This window comes from Rahnella inusitata, assembly GCF_965118895.1.
In the GTDB taxonomy this organism is placed as follows: Bacteria; Pseudomonadota; Gammaproteobacteria; order Enterobacterales; family Enterobacteriaceae; genus Rahnella; species Rahnella inusitata_A.
Window position 1 is genome coordinate 247232 of the sequence record NZ_CBCPJJ010000001.1, and the last position, 14159, is coordinate 261390.

A 14159-nucleotide genomic window follows, 5' to 3' on the forward strand; every position below is an offset into this window, starting at 1 on the left:
CCTATTCAACTCATCTCAAAATCCGGATGTAATCGAAGAAAATCTTATGGCTGATAACAACGTACACCCGTCCACATCGCTGCCAGAAAGTGTATTCCGCCTGCAAGACGTCAGTTTTTCAGTGCCCGGACGCACGCTGCTGGCACCGCTGTCGCTGACGTTCCCGCAGGGAAAGGTCTGTGGCCTGATTGGTCACAACGGCTCCGGTAAGTCGACGTTGTTAAAAATGCTCGGGCGGCATCAGTCCGCCACGGGCGGCACGATTTTCCTCAACGACACACCGCTTTCGCAGTGGGACAGCAAAGCCTTTGCGCGTCAGGTGGCGTATCTGCCCCAGCAACTGCCCGCCGCTGAAGGCATGACGGTGCAGGAGCTGGTGGCGATTGGCCGCTATCCGTGGCACGGCGCGCTCGGACGTTTTAAACATCAGGATAAAGAAAAAGTCGAAGAAGCGATTTCGCTGGTCGGCCTGAAACCCTTTGCCCATCGTCTGGTGGACAGCCTCTCCGGCGGCGAGCGTCAGCGCGCATGGCTGGCAATGATGGTGGCGCAGGACAGCCGCTGCCTGCTGCTTGATGAGCCGACGTCTGCGCTGGATATCGCGCATCAGAAAGACGTGCTGGCGCTGATCCAGCGCCTGAGCCGCGAGAAAGGTTTAACGGTGATCGCTGTATTGCATGATCTGAACATGGCGGCGCGCTATTGCGATCAGCTGATGGCATTGCGTGGCGGCGAGATGATCGCTCAGGGCGCACCGGAAGAAATGATGCGCGGCGACGTTCTCGAACAAATTTATGGTATTCCGATGGGCATCCTTCCGCATCCGGCGGGCGGTGCTCCGGTGAGCTTTGTATACTAATATGTCTGATTTTCCTCATTTTTCAGGGATCACGCGTCGCCGTCTGTTACAGGCGATGGCGTTATCCCCGCTTCTGGCTTCCATGCCAACGTTTGCCGCCTCGAAACCGGATCTCAGCCGTATTATCGCCCTTGAATGGCTGCCCGCCGAGCTGCTGATTGCGCTCGGCGTGATGCCGATGGCGATCGCCGATATTCCCAATTATCAACTTTGGGTGGAAGAGCCAAAACTCGGCCCGGCGGTGATTGACGTCGGTCAGCGAACCGAACCGAATATGGAACTTATCCAGCAGCTGAAACCTTCTCTGCTGCTGGTGACGCAGGGCTATGGCCCGAAAACGGCGCAGCTGGAATCGATCGCACCGGTCATCGACGTGAAAGCCAACGACGGCAGCGCGAAGCCGTTGCAACTGGCGATCAAATCCCTGCACAAACTGGCGGATTACCTTGGTTTACAGGGTAACGCTGAACAGCATTTGCAGCTTTATCACCAGCAACTGGCGAAAACCCGCGAGCTGATGAAACCCGTCGCGCAACAACCCGTTCTGTTGATCACCTTTATCGACACCCGCCACGTGCTGGTGTTTGGTGAGGGCAGCCTGTTTCAGGAAGTCATGGGCGACGTCGGTCTGACCAATGCGTGGCAGGGCGAAGGCAGTTTTTGGGGCAGCGTGTCGGTCGGGATCGAGCGGCTGGCGGGCATCAAAAACGCCCGCGTGCTGTGTTTCGATCACGGCAGCGACGACATCATGGACGCCGTGGCACCGACGCCGTTGTGGAAATCGATGCCATTCGTTCGCAATAATCAGTTCACCGTGGTGCCTGCGGTCTGGTTCTACGGCGCAACCTACAGCGCGATGCATTTCTGCCGCATTCTTAACAGCACCCTGGGGAAACCGGTATGAACCGCCGCGCACTCAGCGTTTCGCTGATTTTACTGATCCTGATGACGCTGGCGGCCGGTGCGCTCAGCGTTTATAACCTGCATCAGCAGCTGCCTTATGACCTGTGGCGCAGCGCGCTGTGGCAGCCCAATATCGACGATGTTCAGCAGATGCTGTTTCACTACAGCTCGCTGCCGCGTATCGCCGTGGCGCTGCTGGCCGGTGCCGGTCTCGGACTGGTGGGCTTACTGTTTCAGCAGGTGCTGCGCAATCCGCTGGCGGAGCCGGCGACGCTCGGCGTTTCTGCCGGTGCGCAGCTCGGCCTGACCATTGCCACGCTCTGGGCGCTGCCGGGCGGACTGGTCACCCAACAGTTCGCCGCCATGCTTGGCGCGGTGGTGATCGGCGTGTTGGTTTTCGGCATCGCCTGGGGGAAACGACTTTCGCCGGTGACGTTAATCCTCGCCGGTCTGGTGCTCGGCCTGTACTGCGGCGCGGTCAATGGCCTGCTCGGGTTGTTCAACTATCAGCGCCTGCAAAGTTTATACATGTGGAGCAGTGGGGCGCTGAATCAGCAGGACTGGAATATTGCCTCGTTCCTGCTGCCGCGCGTGATTATCGTCTGGCTGCTGGCGTTTCTGTTACAGCGCCCGATGACGCTGCTCGGGCTGGACGACGGCGTGGCGAAAAATCTCGGTCTGGGATTATCGGCTGCGCGTCTTGCGGTGCTGGCGCTGGCAATCCTGATGAGTGCACAGCTGGTTAACGCGGTGGGCATGATCGGCTTTATCGGTCTGTTCGCCCCGTTGCTCGCGAAAATGCTCGGCGCACGCCGCCTGTTTGCGCGGCTGGTGATGGCTCCGCTTATCGGCGCACTGCTGCTGTGGTTCACCGATCAGGTGATGCAGTTCCTGACCCAATACTGGATGGAAATCCCCACCGGTGCCGCGACCGCGCTGGTCGGTGCGCCGCTGCTGCTGTGGCTGCTGCCGCGCCTGCGTAACAGCATGACGCCGCCGCCGATGGATCAGGGTGACAAGGTGCCGGATGAGCGTCAGCATCTGGTGCGCTGGGTGTCTTTGGCGTTACTGGTGCTGCTGGCGGGGCTGGCCGTTGCGCTGATGGCCGGTCGCAACGCCACCGGCTGGAACTGGTCGACGGGGGCTGATTTGCAGGCGCTGCTGCCGTGGCGAATGCCGCGCGTGATGGCGGCGCTGGCCGCGGGCATTATGCTGGCGTCATCGGGCGTGCTGATTCAGAAACTGACCGGCAACGCCATGGCGAGCCCGGAAGTGCTGGGCATCAGCTCCGGTGCGGCGTTTGGCGTGGTTCTGATGATGTTTATCGTACCGGGCGATGCGTTTGTCTGGCTGCTACCGGCAGGCAGCGCCGGTGCGGCGATCACCTTGCTGGTGATCATGCTGGCCTCGGGAATACGCAGCTTCTCCGCCGAGCGGATGTTGCTGACCGGTATCGCACTCAGTACCGCGTTCAGCACCTTACTGACGTTGCTGCTGGCCAGCGGAGATCCGCGCATGGGCGGCCTGCTGACCTGGATTTCGGGTTCGACCTATTCCGTCACCGCTGATGCCGCATGGCGCACACTGGGGCTGGCCGCGATCCTGATGCTGCTGGTGCCGTTCCTGCGCCGCTGGATTAACATCCTGCCGCTCGGCAGCGTGACCGCAAAATCCGTCGGTATGGCGCTGACACCAAGCCGCATGGCGATTCTGATGCTGGCCGCGATCATGACCGCCGCCGCGACGCTGACGGTCGGACCGCTGAGCTTTATTGGCCTGATGGCGCCGCACATGGCGCGCATGATGGGCTTTCGCCGCGCGATGCCGCAGTGGATGGTTGCCAGCATTCTCGGTGGCCTGCTGATGGTGTTTGCCGACTGGTGCGGCCGGATGTTCCTGTTCCCGAATCAGATCCCCGCCGGTCTGCTCGCGACCTTTATCGGCGCGCCGTACTTTATCTATCTGCTGAGAAAACAGGCGAAATAAAGCCGGGATTGGTGCAACAGAAAGGGGCCAAAAGGCCCCTTTTTGCTTTGACTCCTTCCCCTCGTGAGAGGGCCAGGAGCAGTTCGAAAAGTTATTACAGCTTTGCGAAACAGCGACGCGCAGCGTCAATGGTGCGCTGGATATCTTCTTCGCTGTGCGCCAGAGACATAAATCCGGCTTCGAACGCTGAAGGTGCCAGATAGACGCCTTCTTCCAGCATCAGGTGGAAGAACTTTTTGAATCGCTCAACGTTGCACTTCATCACGTCCTGATAGCAGGTCACGGTGTCTGAATCGGTGAAGAACAGGCCGAACATGCCGCCGACGTGGTTGACCACGAACGGGATGTTCTCCGCTTTCGCCGCGTGCAGCAAACCTTCTGCCAGCTGAGTGGTACGGTCGGTCAGGGTTTGATGGACGCCCGGCTGTGCCACCTGGGTCAGGCAGGCGATACCCGCTGCCATCGCAATCGGGTTACCGGAAAGTGTGCCCGCCTGATAAACCGGACCGGTCGGCGCCAGTGCGTCCATCACTTCACGACGACCACCGAATGCGCCCACCGGCATACCGCCACCGATGATTTTGCCCAGACAGGTCAGATCCGGTACGACGTCGTAATACTCCTGAGCACCGCCCAGCGCGACGCGAAAACCGGTCATCACTTCGTCGATGATCAGCAGCGCGCCGAACTCGTCACAAATCGCGCGCAGACCCGGCAGGAATTCCGGCAGCGGCGGCACGCAGTTCATATTGCCCGCCACCGGCTCAACGATAATACAGGCAATATCGTCAGGGAATTGTTCGAACGCGGCGCGCACGGAATCCAGGTCGTTATAGGTGCAGGTCAGGGTATGTTTGGCGAAATCCGCCGGAACGCCCGGAGAGTTTGGCTGGCCGAGGGTCAGCGCGCCGGAACCGGCTTTCACCAGCAGGCAGTCGGCATGGCCGTGGTAGCAGCCTTCGAATTTGACGATTTTATCGCGATGGGTAAAGCCGCGCGCCAGTCGGATGGCGCTCATGGTCGCTTCGGTGCCGGAGTTCACCATGCGCACCATGTCCATGCTTGGCACCAGTCCGGTGACCAGTTCGGCCATTTTCACTTCCATTTCGGTCGGTGCGCCAAAGCTTAAACCGCGCTGTGCCGCTTCGATCACTGCGTTGCGGATTTCCGCATTATTGTGGCCGAGCACCATCGGTCCCCAGGAACCGACGTAGTCGATATAAGCTTTGCCATCGGCATCAAACAAAAAGGCACCGTCAGCACGTTCGATGAATAACGGGACGCCGCCGACGCCGGAGAAGGCACGTACCGGCGAATTCACACCGCCCGGGATTAGCGCTTGCGCCTGCGTGAACAGACTTTCTGACTTACTCATTATTCGGCTCCTGGTTTTTGATGCTTTTAAGACATAAGGGATAATAATGCGCCCATTCTAGTGAACTGAGCGACGTTATCAAATCGTAAACCGTGCGGCATTTTGTCCTGAGTCCTGTCGGGACGCCATTATGTGTGATTAAATCCATCCATCTTCCATTACCTTTTCTGTATTTTTCCATCGCTGATGAATGAATCAAATATCCAAACGCCTGAGGCGGCGCTCGCCCACGGCCCGCGTAAACGCAGTGAAGTGCTGCGCATGTTCCTGCGTCGCGACAAAACGCCGGTCGCTATTCTGATTGTCGCCGCCGTGGTGGGGATCGTCGCTGGTTTGCTCGGCATCGCGTTTGAGAAAGCGGTGAACTGGGTGATGGCGGCGCGGATCTCGGGGCTGGGGCTGTTCAACGATTACTGGATTTTTCTCTGGCCGCTGACCTTTGTGTTCTCTGCGGTGCTGGCGATGGGCGGCTATTATCTCGTCCGGCGTTTCGCGCCGGAGGCAGGCGGTTCGGGCATTCCTGAAATCGAAGGTGCGCTGGAAGAGCTGCGGCCGGTGCGCTGGTGGCGGGTGATCCCGGTGAAATTCTTTGGTGGCATGGGCACGCTCGGTGCAGGCATGGTGCTGGGGCGCGAAGGGCCGACGGTACAGATGGGCGCCAACGTCGGCAAAATGATGGTGGATATCTTCCGGCTGCGCAGCGCCGAGGCGCGACATTCACTGCTGGCGACCGGCGCGGCGGCGGGGCTTTCAGCCGCTTTCAACGCGCCGCTGGCCGGGATCCTGTTTATCCTTGAAGAGATGCGGCTGCAATTTCGCTACAGCCTGATTTCAATAAAAGCGGTGTTTATCGGCGTGATTATGTCGAGCATCGTTTTCCGTATTTTCAACGGCGATGTGGCGGTGATTGAAGTCGGTAAACTGGCCAATGCGCCACTCAACACGCTGTGGCTGTATCTGGTGTTGGGGATGGTGTTTGGCGTGGTTGGCGTCAGTTTCAATGCGCTGATCTTCCGCACGCAGGATATGTTTGCCCGGCTGCACGGTGGTAATCTGCGCAAGATTTTGATTATAGGCGGTGTGCTGGGTGGATTCTGCGGCCTGCTCGGGCTCATCCAGCCGGAAGCGGCGGGCGGCGGTTTTGCACTGATCCCGCTGGCGGCGGCGGGGAAATACAGCCTGCTGATGTTGCTGTTCATCTTTATCGTGCGCGTCGCCACCACGTTGCTGTGTTTTGCCTCCGGTGCGCCGGGCGGGATTTTCGCGCCTATGTTGGCACTGGGCACATTGCTGGGCACCGCCTTTGGCACCGCCGCGCTGGCGTGGTTCCCGCAATACGGTATTGAACCCGCGACCTTCGCGATTGCCGGAATGGGCGCGCTGTTTGCTGCCAGCGTCCGTGCGCCGCTCACCGGTATTGTGCTGGTGCTGGAGATGACCGACAACTATCAGCTGATTTTGCCGATGATCATCACCTGCCTTGGCGCGACCCTGCTGGCGCAGTTTTTGGGCGGTAAGCCCTTGTATTCAGCCATCCTGACCCGCACGTTACAGAGACAAGAACGCGAGAATGCCGAAAAAGCGCAGGCAGAAACTGCCGCCGAGAGCACCAATAAGCAGGACAGCGCCGTGAAAAATGCCCATACTTGAAGCATTAACTCAGGTATAAGATAATGAGTTCATTATTCAGACAGTCAATCTGGCGGCCTGAACAGATGCGGATTGGGAGTGAGAAATTATGAGTGAAGCGTTAATGAATGAAACAACCGCGTTGCCGTTACAGTTTACTGAGGCCGCGGCGCGTAAGGTGCAGAACCTTATTTCTGATGAAGAAAATCCGAACCTGAAACTGCGTGTTTATATCACCGGCGGCGGTTGCAGTGGGTTCCAGTACGGTTTTACCTTCGATGATAAAATCAATGACGGCGACATGACCATCGAGAAAGCCGGTGTGGCGCTGGTGGTTGATCCGATGAGCCTGCAATATCTGGTCGGCGGCTCGGTGGATTATACCGAAGGTCTGGAAGGTTCACGTTTTATCGTGACGAATCCGAACGCGAAAACAACCTGTGGTTGCGGATCATCGTTTAGCATTTGATTGTTTTGAACGCACAAAATAAAAAGCCCGTTTGCTGCTGCAGACGGGCTTTTTTAATGGGTTTTTCCGAGCGGGAAGGGCGCTCCGGTAAGTAAGTACTTACCAGAAGATCACCATTCAACGGTGACCAGCTTTGAACCAACGCTGATGCCGGGGACGGCGGTGAGCAGGGTTTCGCTGATGTGCGGCGGGCTCATCGTGCGGCTGGCGCAGGTCACGGAGGTGCCGGTGTGTGCGGCGTTCACCTGACAGGTCGGTAAGATAGTCAGGCTGATGTTGATATCGCCGCTGGTCATGCCCGCGACCGCAGCCAGCGGGCTCAGGGCGAGCAACACGCTGAGTAATAACGCTTTCATTTCAATTTTCCTGCTGGTGTCGATCAATGTAAATAGAGCAATGTTTTGTAGATCAATAATTCAGCGTGGCTGAAAAAGATTATCGGTCTAATTTTGGCGGTCTTTAATCCGTTAAGGATTTTAGCCACAGTTTTGTCGTATCAGAAGCCGGTTATTTTATTATTTTTTTTGTTATACAAAGAGATAATGATAAAGCAGAGGCGGTCAGCATACGAAGGATTTTACGCCGGACATGTTAACAGATGCCAGCGTCGATTTATTGATTTTGATTAATAAAGCAGCAATTCAGAAAAATACCACAGAGTGCTTAAGGTGCTCACACAAAAAAAGTTAGTGAGTATTCACCCCTGAGACAAGCCTGTAAGCTGCGGGCACAGCTGTCGGGCGGCCAGTAAAATACGCGGCCCCGCGCGGCTGAACCAGTCAGATTCCAGCGTAATTACCGGCACACTGAGCAGCGACCGCCAGTAATCCTCAATCACCTGTTTTTGCGATTTTCCGCCTGCAATCACGATAATCTGCGGATGACGGCTTAAAACCTGCTCCCGGCTGACCTGAGGCCAAGGGACTCGGCTATCAGCGAAAATATTTTTTGCACCACACAGTTCCAGCACTTCACTTTGCATTGTCGCCGAAGAGGCAGTAAACAGCGGCTGTGTACCGAACTGAATAAAGGCGGGAACCGGATTATCGCGGTGATATTTCAGCTTCAGCGCCTGCCATTGCTGGCGGAAATCTGCTGCGGCACGCTGAGCAGTGGCGGGTTCCGCGCTGTATTGCGCCAGTTCCTCCAGCGCCTGAGCGATTTGCCCGGCATTTTGCGGATCGAGATACACCACGTGGATGCCGAGCGACGTCAGCTGATCGAGCGGACGCTGCGGATTACCGCCGCGCCAGGCGAGCACCAGATCGGGTTTCAGCGTCACGATACGTTCGGTGTTAATCCCCTGCCAGTTCGCCACCTGCTCAATCTTAGTCGCCTGTGGCGGATAATCGGAGTAAGCACTCACCCCGACCAGCTTATCGCCCAGCCCGGCGGCAAACGCCAGTTCTGTCAGATTGGGTGCCAGACTGATCACCCTCTGCGCCGGTGCCGTCATCGCCGTAATGGGCAGCAACAGCACACTCAGCATGAGACAGAACCGGCGCATCATCACTCTTGTGAATCAGCCAGTGCTTTGAGCATTGCGTCCACCATCAGGGTGGATTGCTGTGCTGCGACAGCCAGAAACTCTTCGAAGCTCAGGTGAGATTCGCCGTCGGCCACGTCAGAAATCGCGCGTACAACGACAAACGGCGTCTCGAACAGGTGGCAAACGTGGCCGATAGCCGCCGCTTCCATTTCGACTGCCGCGACGTTCGGGAAAGTGGCACGGATACGTGCCAGTGGCGCTGCGCCGTTGATGAAGGCGTCACCGCTGCACACCAGACCGCGCACGGCGTTCAGATCCAGCTGACGGATACAGGTTTCAGCCAGTTCGATAAGCATCGGATCAGCGGTAAACGCCGCCGGACAACCTGCCATCTGGCCAGGCTCATAACCGAACGCGGTCACGTCGGCGTCGTGATAACGCACTTCATCAGACACCACGATATCGCCGACCTTCAGCGTTTTCGCCAGACCGCCCGCCGAACCGGTGTTGATCACCACGTCAGGCTGGCAGTGTTCCAGCAGTAGCGTGGTGCCCATCGCTGCCGAGACTTTACCGATGCCGGATTTCAGCAACGCCACGTCAACGCCGTGCAGCTGACCGGTGTAGATTTCGCAGCCCGCGCGTTCAATGGTCTGACGGTTGATGATCTTGTCGCGCAGCAGAGTCACTTCCTGCTCCATAGCGCCGATGATGCCTACTTTCATATGAATACTCGCAGATGTGGGTGAAATTGGCCGCAGCAGAGGCGGAATTGACGCTTTAATATCGGCATTAATACCGAAAACAATGCGCGATAGTCTATCATGGCTAATGGTAAGAGATAATGCGTTTGGGATGCAGAGTTCGCCTCTGCCGGGCGTGTGAGTGGCTGAAAAGGTGGGAATTCATGTCCGGGATCGATTTTAAAGCGAAATTCAATTTTCAGCGTCCTTTCAGTTCGCCCATTGAGGCGCGTGATGAGTACGATGTGGTGCGACAGTTTGAAAGCGATCGCGGCCGTATCATCAACTCCGCCGCCATCCGCCGCCTGCAACAAAAAACGCAGGTTTTCCCGCTGGAAAAAAACGCCGCCGTCCGCAGCCGACTGACACACTCTCTGGAAGTACAGCAGGTAGGGCGTCATATCGCCAAAGAGGTGCTGCATCGCCTGCGCCGTCAGGGCAAGCTCGATACCTACGGCCTGACCGATGTCACCGATCCCTTTGAAAGCGTGGTGGAAATGGCCTGCCTGATGCATGACATCGGCAATCCTCCCTTCGGACATTTTGGGGAGTCGGCGATCAACAACTGGTTTGGAAAACGTATGGATACCGCCAGCTGTGGGCGGGAATATAAGGTGACGGATGTCTGTACCATCGCCTGTCTGCGGCTGGAGAAAAGCGCCGAACCGCTCAACGAGCTGCGCAGTAAAATCCGTTATGATCTGTCAAATTTTGAAGGCAATGCACAGGCGATCCGTCTGGTGTTTACGCTGCTTAAACTCAATCTGACTTACAGCCAGACCGCCTGTATTCTGAAATACACGCGTCCTGCGTATTCCCTCGAAAAATTGCCCTCGCATGATTACCTGATGAAAAAGCCCGGTTTTTATCTGGCCGAGGAGCCGTTTATTCAGCGTTTGCGCAGTGAACTCGGGCTGGGCGAGTTCAACCGTTTCCCGCTCACCTACATTATGGAAGCGGCGGACGACATTTCTTACTGTATCGCCGATTTAGAAGACGCCGTGGAAAAGAGCATTTTCAGCGTTGATCAGCTGTACAGCTATCTCTGGCGCGAATGGGGCGAGATCGAAAAAGGCGATTTCTTCGATAAAGTCGTTCGTACCGCCTATGAAAAGATGGATAAAGCCAAAACCTTCCGCAATCCGGTGGATTATTTCTTTATGGAATTACGGGTGCAAACGGTCAAGCAACTGGTACCGCACGCAGCGCGCAGATTCATTGATAATGTGCAGGAAATTTATGACGGCACCTTTAATCATGCTTTGCTGGAAGATGACAGCCAGGCTAACCGTCTGTTAGAGATATATAAGCGCGTGGCCTTCAAACAGGTATTCAATCATCCCGAAGTCGAAGAGCTGGAATTGCAGGGCTACCGGGTGATCAGCGGTTTGCTGGATATTTACAGCCCGCTGCTTGATATGTCTTTGAAAGATTTTACCCAGCTTGATCAGGAAGATACGCATCGTGCCTATCCGATTGAAACCCGACTTTTACATAAGATTTCAGCGAAACATCGTTTAGCCTACACCAATGCGGTAGTGGGTCTGGAAGGTATACCTGAGAAAGCTTTTGCGGTGCAGGAGTTTTATTATCGGGCGAGAATGTTGCAAGATTATATCAGCGGTATGACTGATTTATACGCTTATGATGAATATCGACGCTTAATGGCGGCTGAATAGTTATCGTTTTCATGACAAATTTAGATGTCTTTTATTTTCTTTACGAATCTGTTTGAAAAAGCGTCTTTTGTAAATATTCACAATAATTTTTTACTATTAACCGATCGACCCTGATGAACTTCACGCTATTAATTACATCTCAGTATCACAACTACCAAGCAATGCGACTATTTTGGTTGCTACAATAATTTTAAGAGATCCTGAAAAATGAAAAAAACGACATTATTCCTGAGCGCTTTAGCGTTGAGTATCGGTATGGCCATGGCGCCGGTGTCTTCTGCGCTGGCTGCTGAATCAGCCTCTTCCAGCACTGCACAGCTTCCAAGTCTGGCGCCAATGCTGGAAAAAGTTATGCCATCCGTGGTGAGTGTGAACGTTGAAGGCAGCGCCCCGGCTAAAACGCCGCGCATGGGCCAGCAGTTCCAGCAGTTCTTTGGCCAGAATTCCCCGCTGTGCCAGGACGGTTCGCCGTTCCAGGGCTCACCGGTGTGTCAGGGCGGCGGTCAGGATGGCCAGCAGCAAGCACCTGAGCAGAAAGAAGATTTCCGCGCACTGGGCTCCGGCGTCATCATTGATGCTGCGAAAGGCTATGTGGTTACTAACAACCACGTGGTGGATAACGCCACCAAAATCAGCGTGCAGCTCAACGATGGCCGTAAATTTGACGCCAAAGTGATCGGTAAAGATCCGCGTTCTGATATCGCGGTTATCCAGTTGCAGGACGCGAAAAATCTGACGGCGATTAAGATGGCCGATTCCGGTCAATTGCGCGTCGGTGACTACACGGTCGCTATCGGTAACCCGTACGGTCTGGGTGAAACGGTGACCTCAGGTATCGTGTCTGCGCTGGGTCGTTCCGGCCTGAACATCGAAAACTACGAGAACTTCATCCAGACGGATGCGGCGATCAACCGCGGTAACTCAGGCGGCGCGCTGGTTAACCTGAACGGTGAACTGATCGGCCTGAACACTGCGATTCTGGCACCGGACGGCGGCAACATTGGTATCGGTTTTGCGATCCCAAGCAACATGGTGCAGAACCTGTCTAAACAGATGATCGAATACGGTCAGGTCAAACGTGGCGAACTCGGCATCATGGGTACCGAGCTGAACTCTGAGCTGGCGAAAGCAATGAAAGTTGACGCACAGCGCGGCGCATTCATCAGCCAGGTCATGCCGAAATCTGCCGCAGAGAAAGCGGGCATCAAGGCCGGTGACGTGATCCTGAGCATGAACGGTAAACCGATCAGCAGCTTTGCGTCGTTCCGTGCGGATATTGGCACTATGCCAATTGGCACTAAAGTAACCCTCGGCCTGCTGCGCGATGGCAAACCGATGAACGTGGATGTAACAATCGAGCAGAGTACTCAGAGTGGAAAAGTCGAGTCCGGCAATATTTACACCGGTATCGAAGGCGCTGAACTGAGCAACAATGCCGCTGCCGATAAGAAAGGCGTGAAAGTCGATGAAGTGAAACCGGGCTCCACCGCAGCGCGTATCGGCCTGAAAAAAGGCGATGTGATCCTTGGCGTGAACCAGCAGAAAGTCGCCAACCTGGGCGAACTGCGTAAAATCCTCGACACCAAACCATCGGTGCTGGCGCTGGATATTCTGCGTGGTGACACTTCGATCTATCTGCTGGCACAGTAATTCGTCAGCATTTCCCTAAGGCACGCTCCGGCGTGCCTTTTCTTTTGCCTGTAATTCACGCCTCCCTTTGCACGCGTCTGTGCATTTGCTTAAAACTGTGACTTTCCCCGCAACTTCAAAGGGTTCTCCTGCTCTTTGGGCATTTGCATAATGTCTGGCTGCCGGCGACTGAGTATGCTGGTCTGACTAAGAAAAACAGCCAAGGCAGGGAACCCATGTCGGCGTACCATCTCGATGCAAAGCTGGCGCAGCAAATCGTTGCCCGCACCATGCAAATTATTGATAGTAATGTAAATGTCATGGATGGCCGTGGGAAAATCATCGGCAGCGGCGACGATCAGCGCCTTGGCGAATTACACGAAGGCGCATTACTGGCAATTTCACAGGAACGCATCGTCGACATCGACGAAGGCGTCGCACGGCATTTGCACGGGGTGCGTCCGGGTATCAACTTACCGTTGCGCATTGACGGCCAGATCGTCGGCGTAATCGGCCTGACCGGAAATCCGTTACAGCTGCGCCAGTACGGCGAGCTGGTGTGCATGACTGCTGAAATGATGCTTGAACAGGCGCGGCTGCTGCATATGCTGGCGCAGGACAGTCGTCTGCGTGAAGAGCTGGTACTCAATCTGATACGCGTGGATGAACTTTCTCCGGCGCTAAAAGAGTGGGCGCAGCGGCTGGGTATTGATTTGAATCGTCCACGTGTGGCGGCAGTGGTGGAAGTGGACAGCGGCCAGTTGGGCGTGGATTCCGCAATGGCCGAGCTGCAACAGTTGCAAACGCTGCTCACTACACCGGAGCGTGACAACCTGATCGCCATTGTTTCCCTCACCGAAATGGTGGTGCTGAAACCGGCGCTGAACAGCTACGATCGTTGGGATCCGGACGGCCACCGTCAGCGCATCGATCACCTGCTTTCGCGCATGACCGAAACCGGGCGCCTGCGCGTGCGTATTTCTCTCGGCAACTTCTTCACCGGGCCCGGCAGTATCGCCCGCTCTTACCGAACCGCGCGCACCACCATGACCGTCGGTAAACAGCGGATGCCCGATCAGCGCTGTTATTTCTACCAGGATCTGATCCTTCCCGTGCTGCTTGACAGCCTGCGCGGTGGCTGGCAGGCAGACGAACTGGTGCGGCCGCTGGCGCGTTTAAAAGCCACCGACAGCAACGGATTACTGCGACGCACCTTAGCCTCGTGGTTTCATAATAACGTCCAGCCGACAGCGACCTCGAAAGCCTTATATATTCATCGCAATACGCTGGAATATCGGCTTAACAGAATTTCTGAATTAACCGGATTAGATCTGGGTAATTTCGACGACCGTCTGCTGCTGTATGTGGCGCTGCAATTAGATAATGATCATGGTTAAA

12 protein-coding genes are annotated in these 14159 nt (G+C 55.9%); 8 read left to right on the forward strand and 4 right to left on the reverse strand.

Translation table 11 applies throughout. From position 1 onward, the window contains the following. Window positions 1-46: 46 nt before the first annotated feature. The 3 genes from fhuC to fhuB are packed head-to-tail and all read left to right on the forward strand — an operon-like array spanning window position 47 to window position 3748. A complete protein-coding gene (gene fhuC / locus ACMHLI_RS01085) occupies window positions 47-859 on the forward strand; it encodes a Fe3+-hydroxamate ABC transporter ATP-binding protein FhuC (protein ID WP_413527878.1) in 813 nt (270 codons plus the stop codon). Window position 860: 1 nt separating this feature from the next. Next, a complete protein-coding gene (gene fhuD, locus ACMHLI_RS01090) occupies window positions 861-1763 on the forward strand; it encodes a Fe(3+)-hydroxamate ABC transporter substrate-binding protein FhuD (protein WP_413527879.1) in 903 nt (300 codons plus the stop codon). Then, the gene (gene fhuB, locus ACMHLI_RS01095; protein WP_413527880.1) at window positions 1760-3748 is read left to right on the forward strand and encodes a Fe(3+)-hydroxamate ABC transporter permease FhuB; all 1989 of its coding nucleotides are present in this window, start codon (window positions 1760-1762) and stop codon (window positions 3746-3748) included. Before fhuD ends, fhuB begins: the two co-directional genes overlap by 4 nt. 94 nt (window positions 3749-3842) lie before the next feature. Here the strand turns inward: fhuB and hemL are convergent, their stop codons facing one another. Beyond that, window positions 3843-5123: a glutamate-1-semialdehyde 2,1-aminomutase gene (gene hemL / locus ACMHLI_RS01100; protein WP_413527881.1), complete on the reverse strand. Its 1281-nt coding sequence runs from the start codon at window positions 5121-5123 to the stop codon at window positions 3843-3845. Window positions 5124-5309: 186 nt separating this feature from the next. On the opposite strand from hemL, the gene clcA reads away from it, so the two are divergent. Together clcA and erpA are read left to right on the forward strand one after the other, a co-directional pair. Beyond that, window positions 5310-6773, forward strand: a complete 1464-nt coding sequence (gene clcA / locus ACMHLI_RS01105; RefSeq protein WP_413527882.1) for a H(+)/Cl(-) exchange transporter ClcA — start codon at window positions 5310-5312, stop codon at window positions 6771-6773. Between the two features lie 103 nt (window positions 6774-6876). Continuing rightward, window positions 6877-7221: an iron-sulfur cluster insertion protein ErpA gene (gene erpA, locus ACMHLI_RS01110; RefSeq protein WP_056774928.1), complete on the forward strand. Its 345-nt coding sequence runs from the start codon at window positions 6877-6879 to the stop codon at window positions 7219-7221. A gap of 110 nt (window positions 7222-7331) precedes the next feature. Here erpA and ACMHLI_RS01115 read toward each other — a convergent pair whose 3' ends face one another. The 3 genes from ACMHLI_RS01115 to mtnN all read right to left on the reverse strand — a co-directional run bounded on the left by ACMHLI_RS01115 (window position 7332) and on the right by mtnN (window position 9435). Beyond that, a complete protein-coding gene (locus tag ACMHLI_RS01115) occupies window positions 7332-7577 on the reverse strand; it encodes a hypothetical protein (protein ID WP_413527883.1) in 246 nt (81 codons plus the stop codon). A gap of 341 nt (window positions 7578-7918) precedes the next feature. Further along, window positions 7919-8731 carry a vitamin B12 ABC transporter substrate-binding protein BtuF gene (gene btuF, locus ACMHLI_RS01120; RefSeq protein ID WP_413527884.1) on the reverse strand — a complete coding sequence of 271 codons (813 nt, stop codon included), beginning with the start codon at window positions 8729-8731 and terminating at the stop codon, window positions 7919-7921. Beyond that, a complete protein-coding gene (gene mtnN, locus ACMHLI_RS01125) occupies window positions 8731-9435 on the reverse strand; it encodes a 5'-methylthioadenosine/S-adenosylhomocysteine nucleosidase (RefSeq protein ID WP_413527885.1) in 705 nt (234 codons plus the stop codon). Before mtnN ends, btuF begins: the two co-directional genes overlap by 1 nt. Window positions 9436-9617: 182 nt before the next feature. Here mtnN and dgt point away from each other — a divergent pair, with 182 nt between their 5' ends. The 3 genes from dgt (at window position 9618) to ACMHLI_RS01140 (ending at window position 14158) form a co-directional block, all read left to right on the forward strand. Then, on the forward strand, window positions 9618-11132 hold the full coding sequence (gene dgt, locus ACMHLI_RS01130; RefSeq protein WP_413527886.1) for a dGTPase: 1515 nt from the start codon (window positions 9618-9620) through the stop codon (window positions 11130-11132). Between the two features lie 207 nt (window positions 11133-11339). Continuing rightward, window positions 11340-12782: a serine endoprotease DegP gene (degP, locus tag ACMHLI_RS01135; protein ID WP_413527887.1), complete on the forward strand. Its 1443-nt coding sequence runs from the start codon at window positions 11340-11342 to the stop codon at window positions 12780-12782. 215 nt (window positions 12783-12997) lie between these two features. Beyond that, window positions 12998-14158, forward strand: coding sequence for a CdaR family transcriptional regulator (locus ACMHLI_RS01140; protein ID WP_413527888.1), 1161 nt, complete (start codon window positions 12998-13000; stop codon window positions 14156-14158). Window position 14159: the final 1 nt, after the last annotated feature.

Bases quoted from the DNA above. Each gene is read 5' to 3' on its own strand.
- fhuC (WP_413527878.1), top strand. From the start codon at position 47: ATGGCTGATAACAACGTACACCCGTCCACATCGCTGCCAGAAAGTGTA.
- dgt (WP_413527886.1), top strand. From the start codon at position 9,618: ATGTCCGGGATCGATTTTAAAGCGAAATTCAATTTTCAGCGTCCTTTC.
- hemL (WP_413527881.1), bottom strand. From the start codon at position 5,123: ATGAGTAAGTCAGAAAGTCTGTTCACGCAGGCGCAAGCGCTAATCCCG.
- clcA (WP_413527882.1), top strand. From the start codon at position 5,310: ATGAATGAATCAAATATCCAAACGCCTGAGGCGGCGCTCGCCCACGGC.
- ACMHLI_RS01140 (WP_413527888.1), top strand. From the start codon at position 12,998: ATGTCGGCGTACCATCTCGATGCAAAGCTGGCGCAGCAAATCGTTGCC.
- mtnN (WP_413527885.1), bottom strand. From the start codon at position 9,435: ATGAAAGTAGGCATCATCGGCGCTATGGAGCAGGAAGTGACTCTGCTG.
- fhuB (WP_413527880.1), top strand. From the start codon at position 1,760: ATGAACCGCCGCGCACTCAGCGTTTCGCTGATTTTACTGATCCTGATG.
- erpA (WP_056774928.1), top strand. From the start codon at position 6,877: ATGAATGAAACAACCGCGTTGCCGTTACAGTTTACTGAGGCCGCGGCG.
- fhuD (WP_413527879.1), top strand. From the start codon at position 861: ATGTCTGATTTTCCTCATTTTTCAGGGATCACGCGTCGCCGTCTGTTA.
- degP (WP_413527887.1), top strand. From the start codon at position 11,340: ATGAAAAAAACGACATTATTCCTGAGCGCTTTAGCGTTGAGTATCGGT.
- ACMHLI_RS01115 (WP_413527883.1), bottom strand. From the start codon at position 7,577: ATGAAAGCGTTATTACTCAGCGTGTTGCTCGCCCTGAGCCCGCTGGCT.
- btuF (WP_413527884.1), bottom strand. From the start codon at position 8,731: ATGATGCGCCGGTTCTGTCTCATGCTGAGTGTGCTGTTGCTGCCCATT.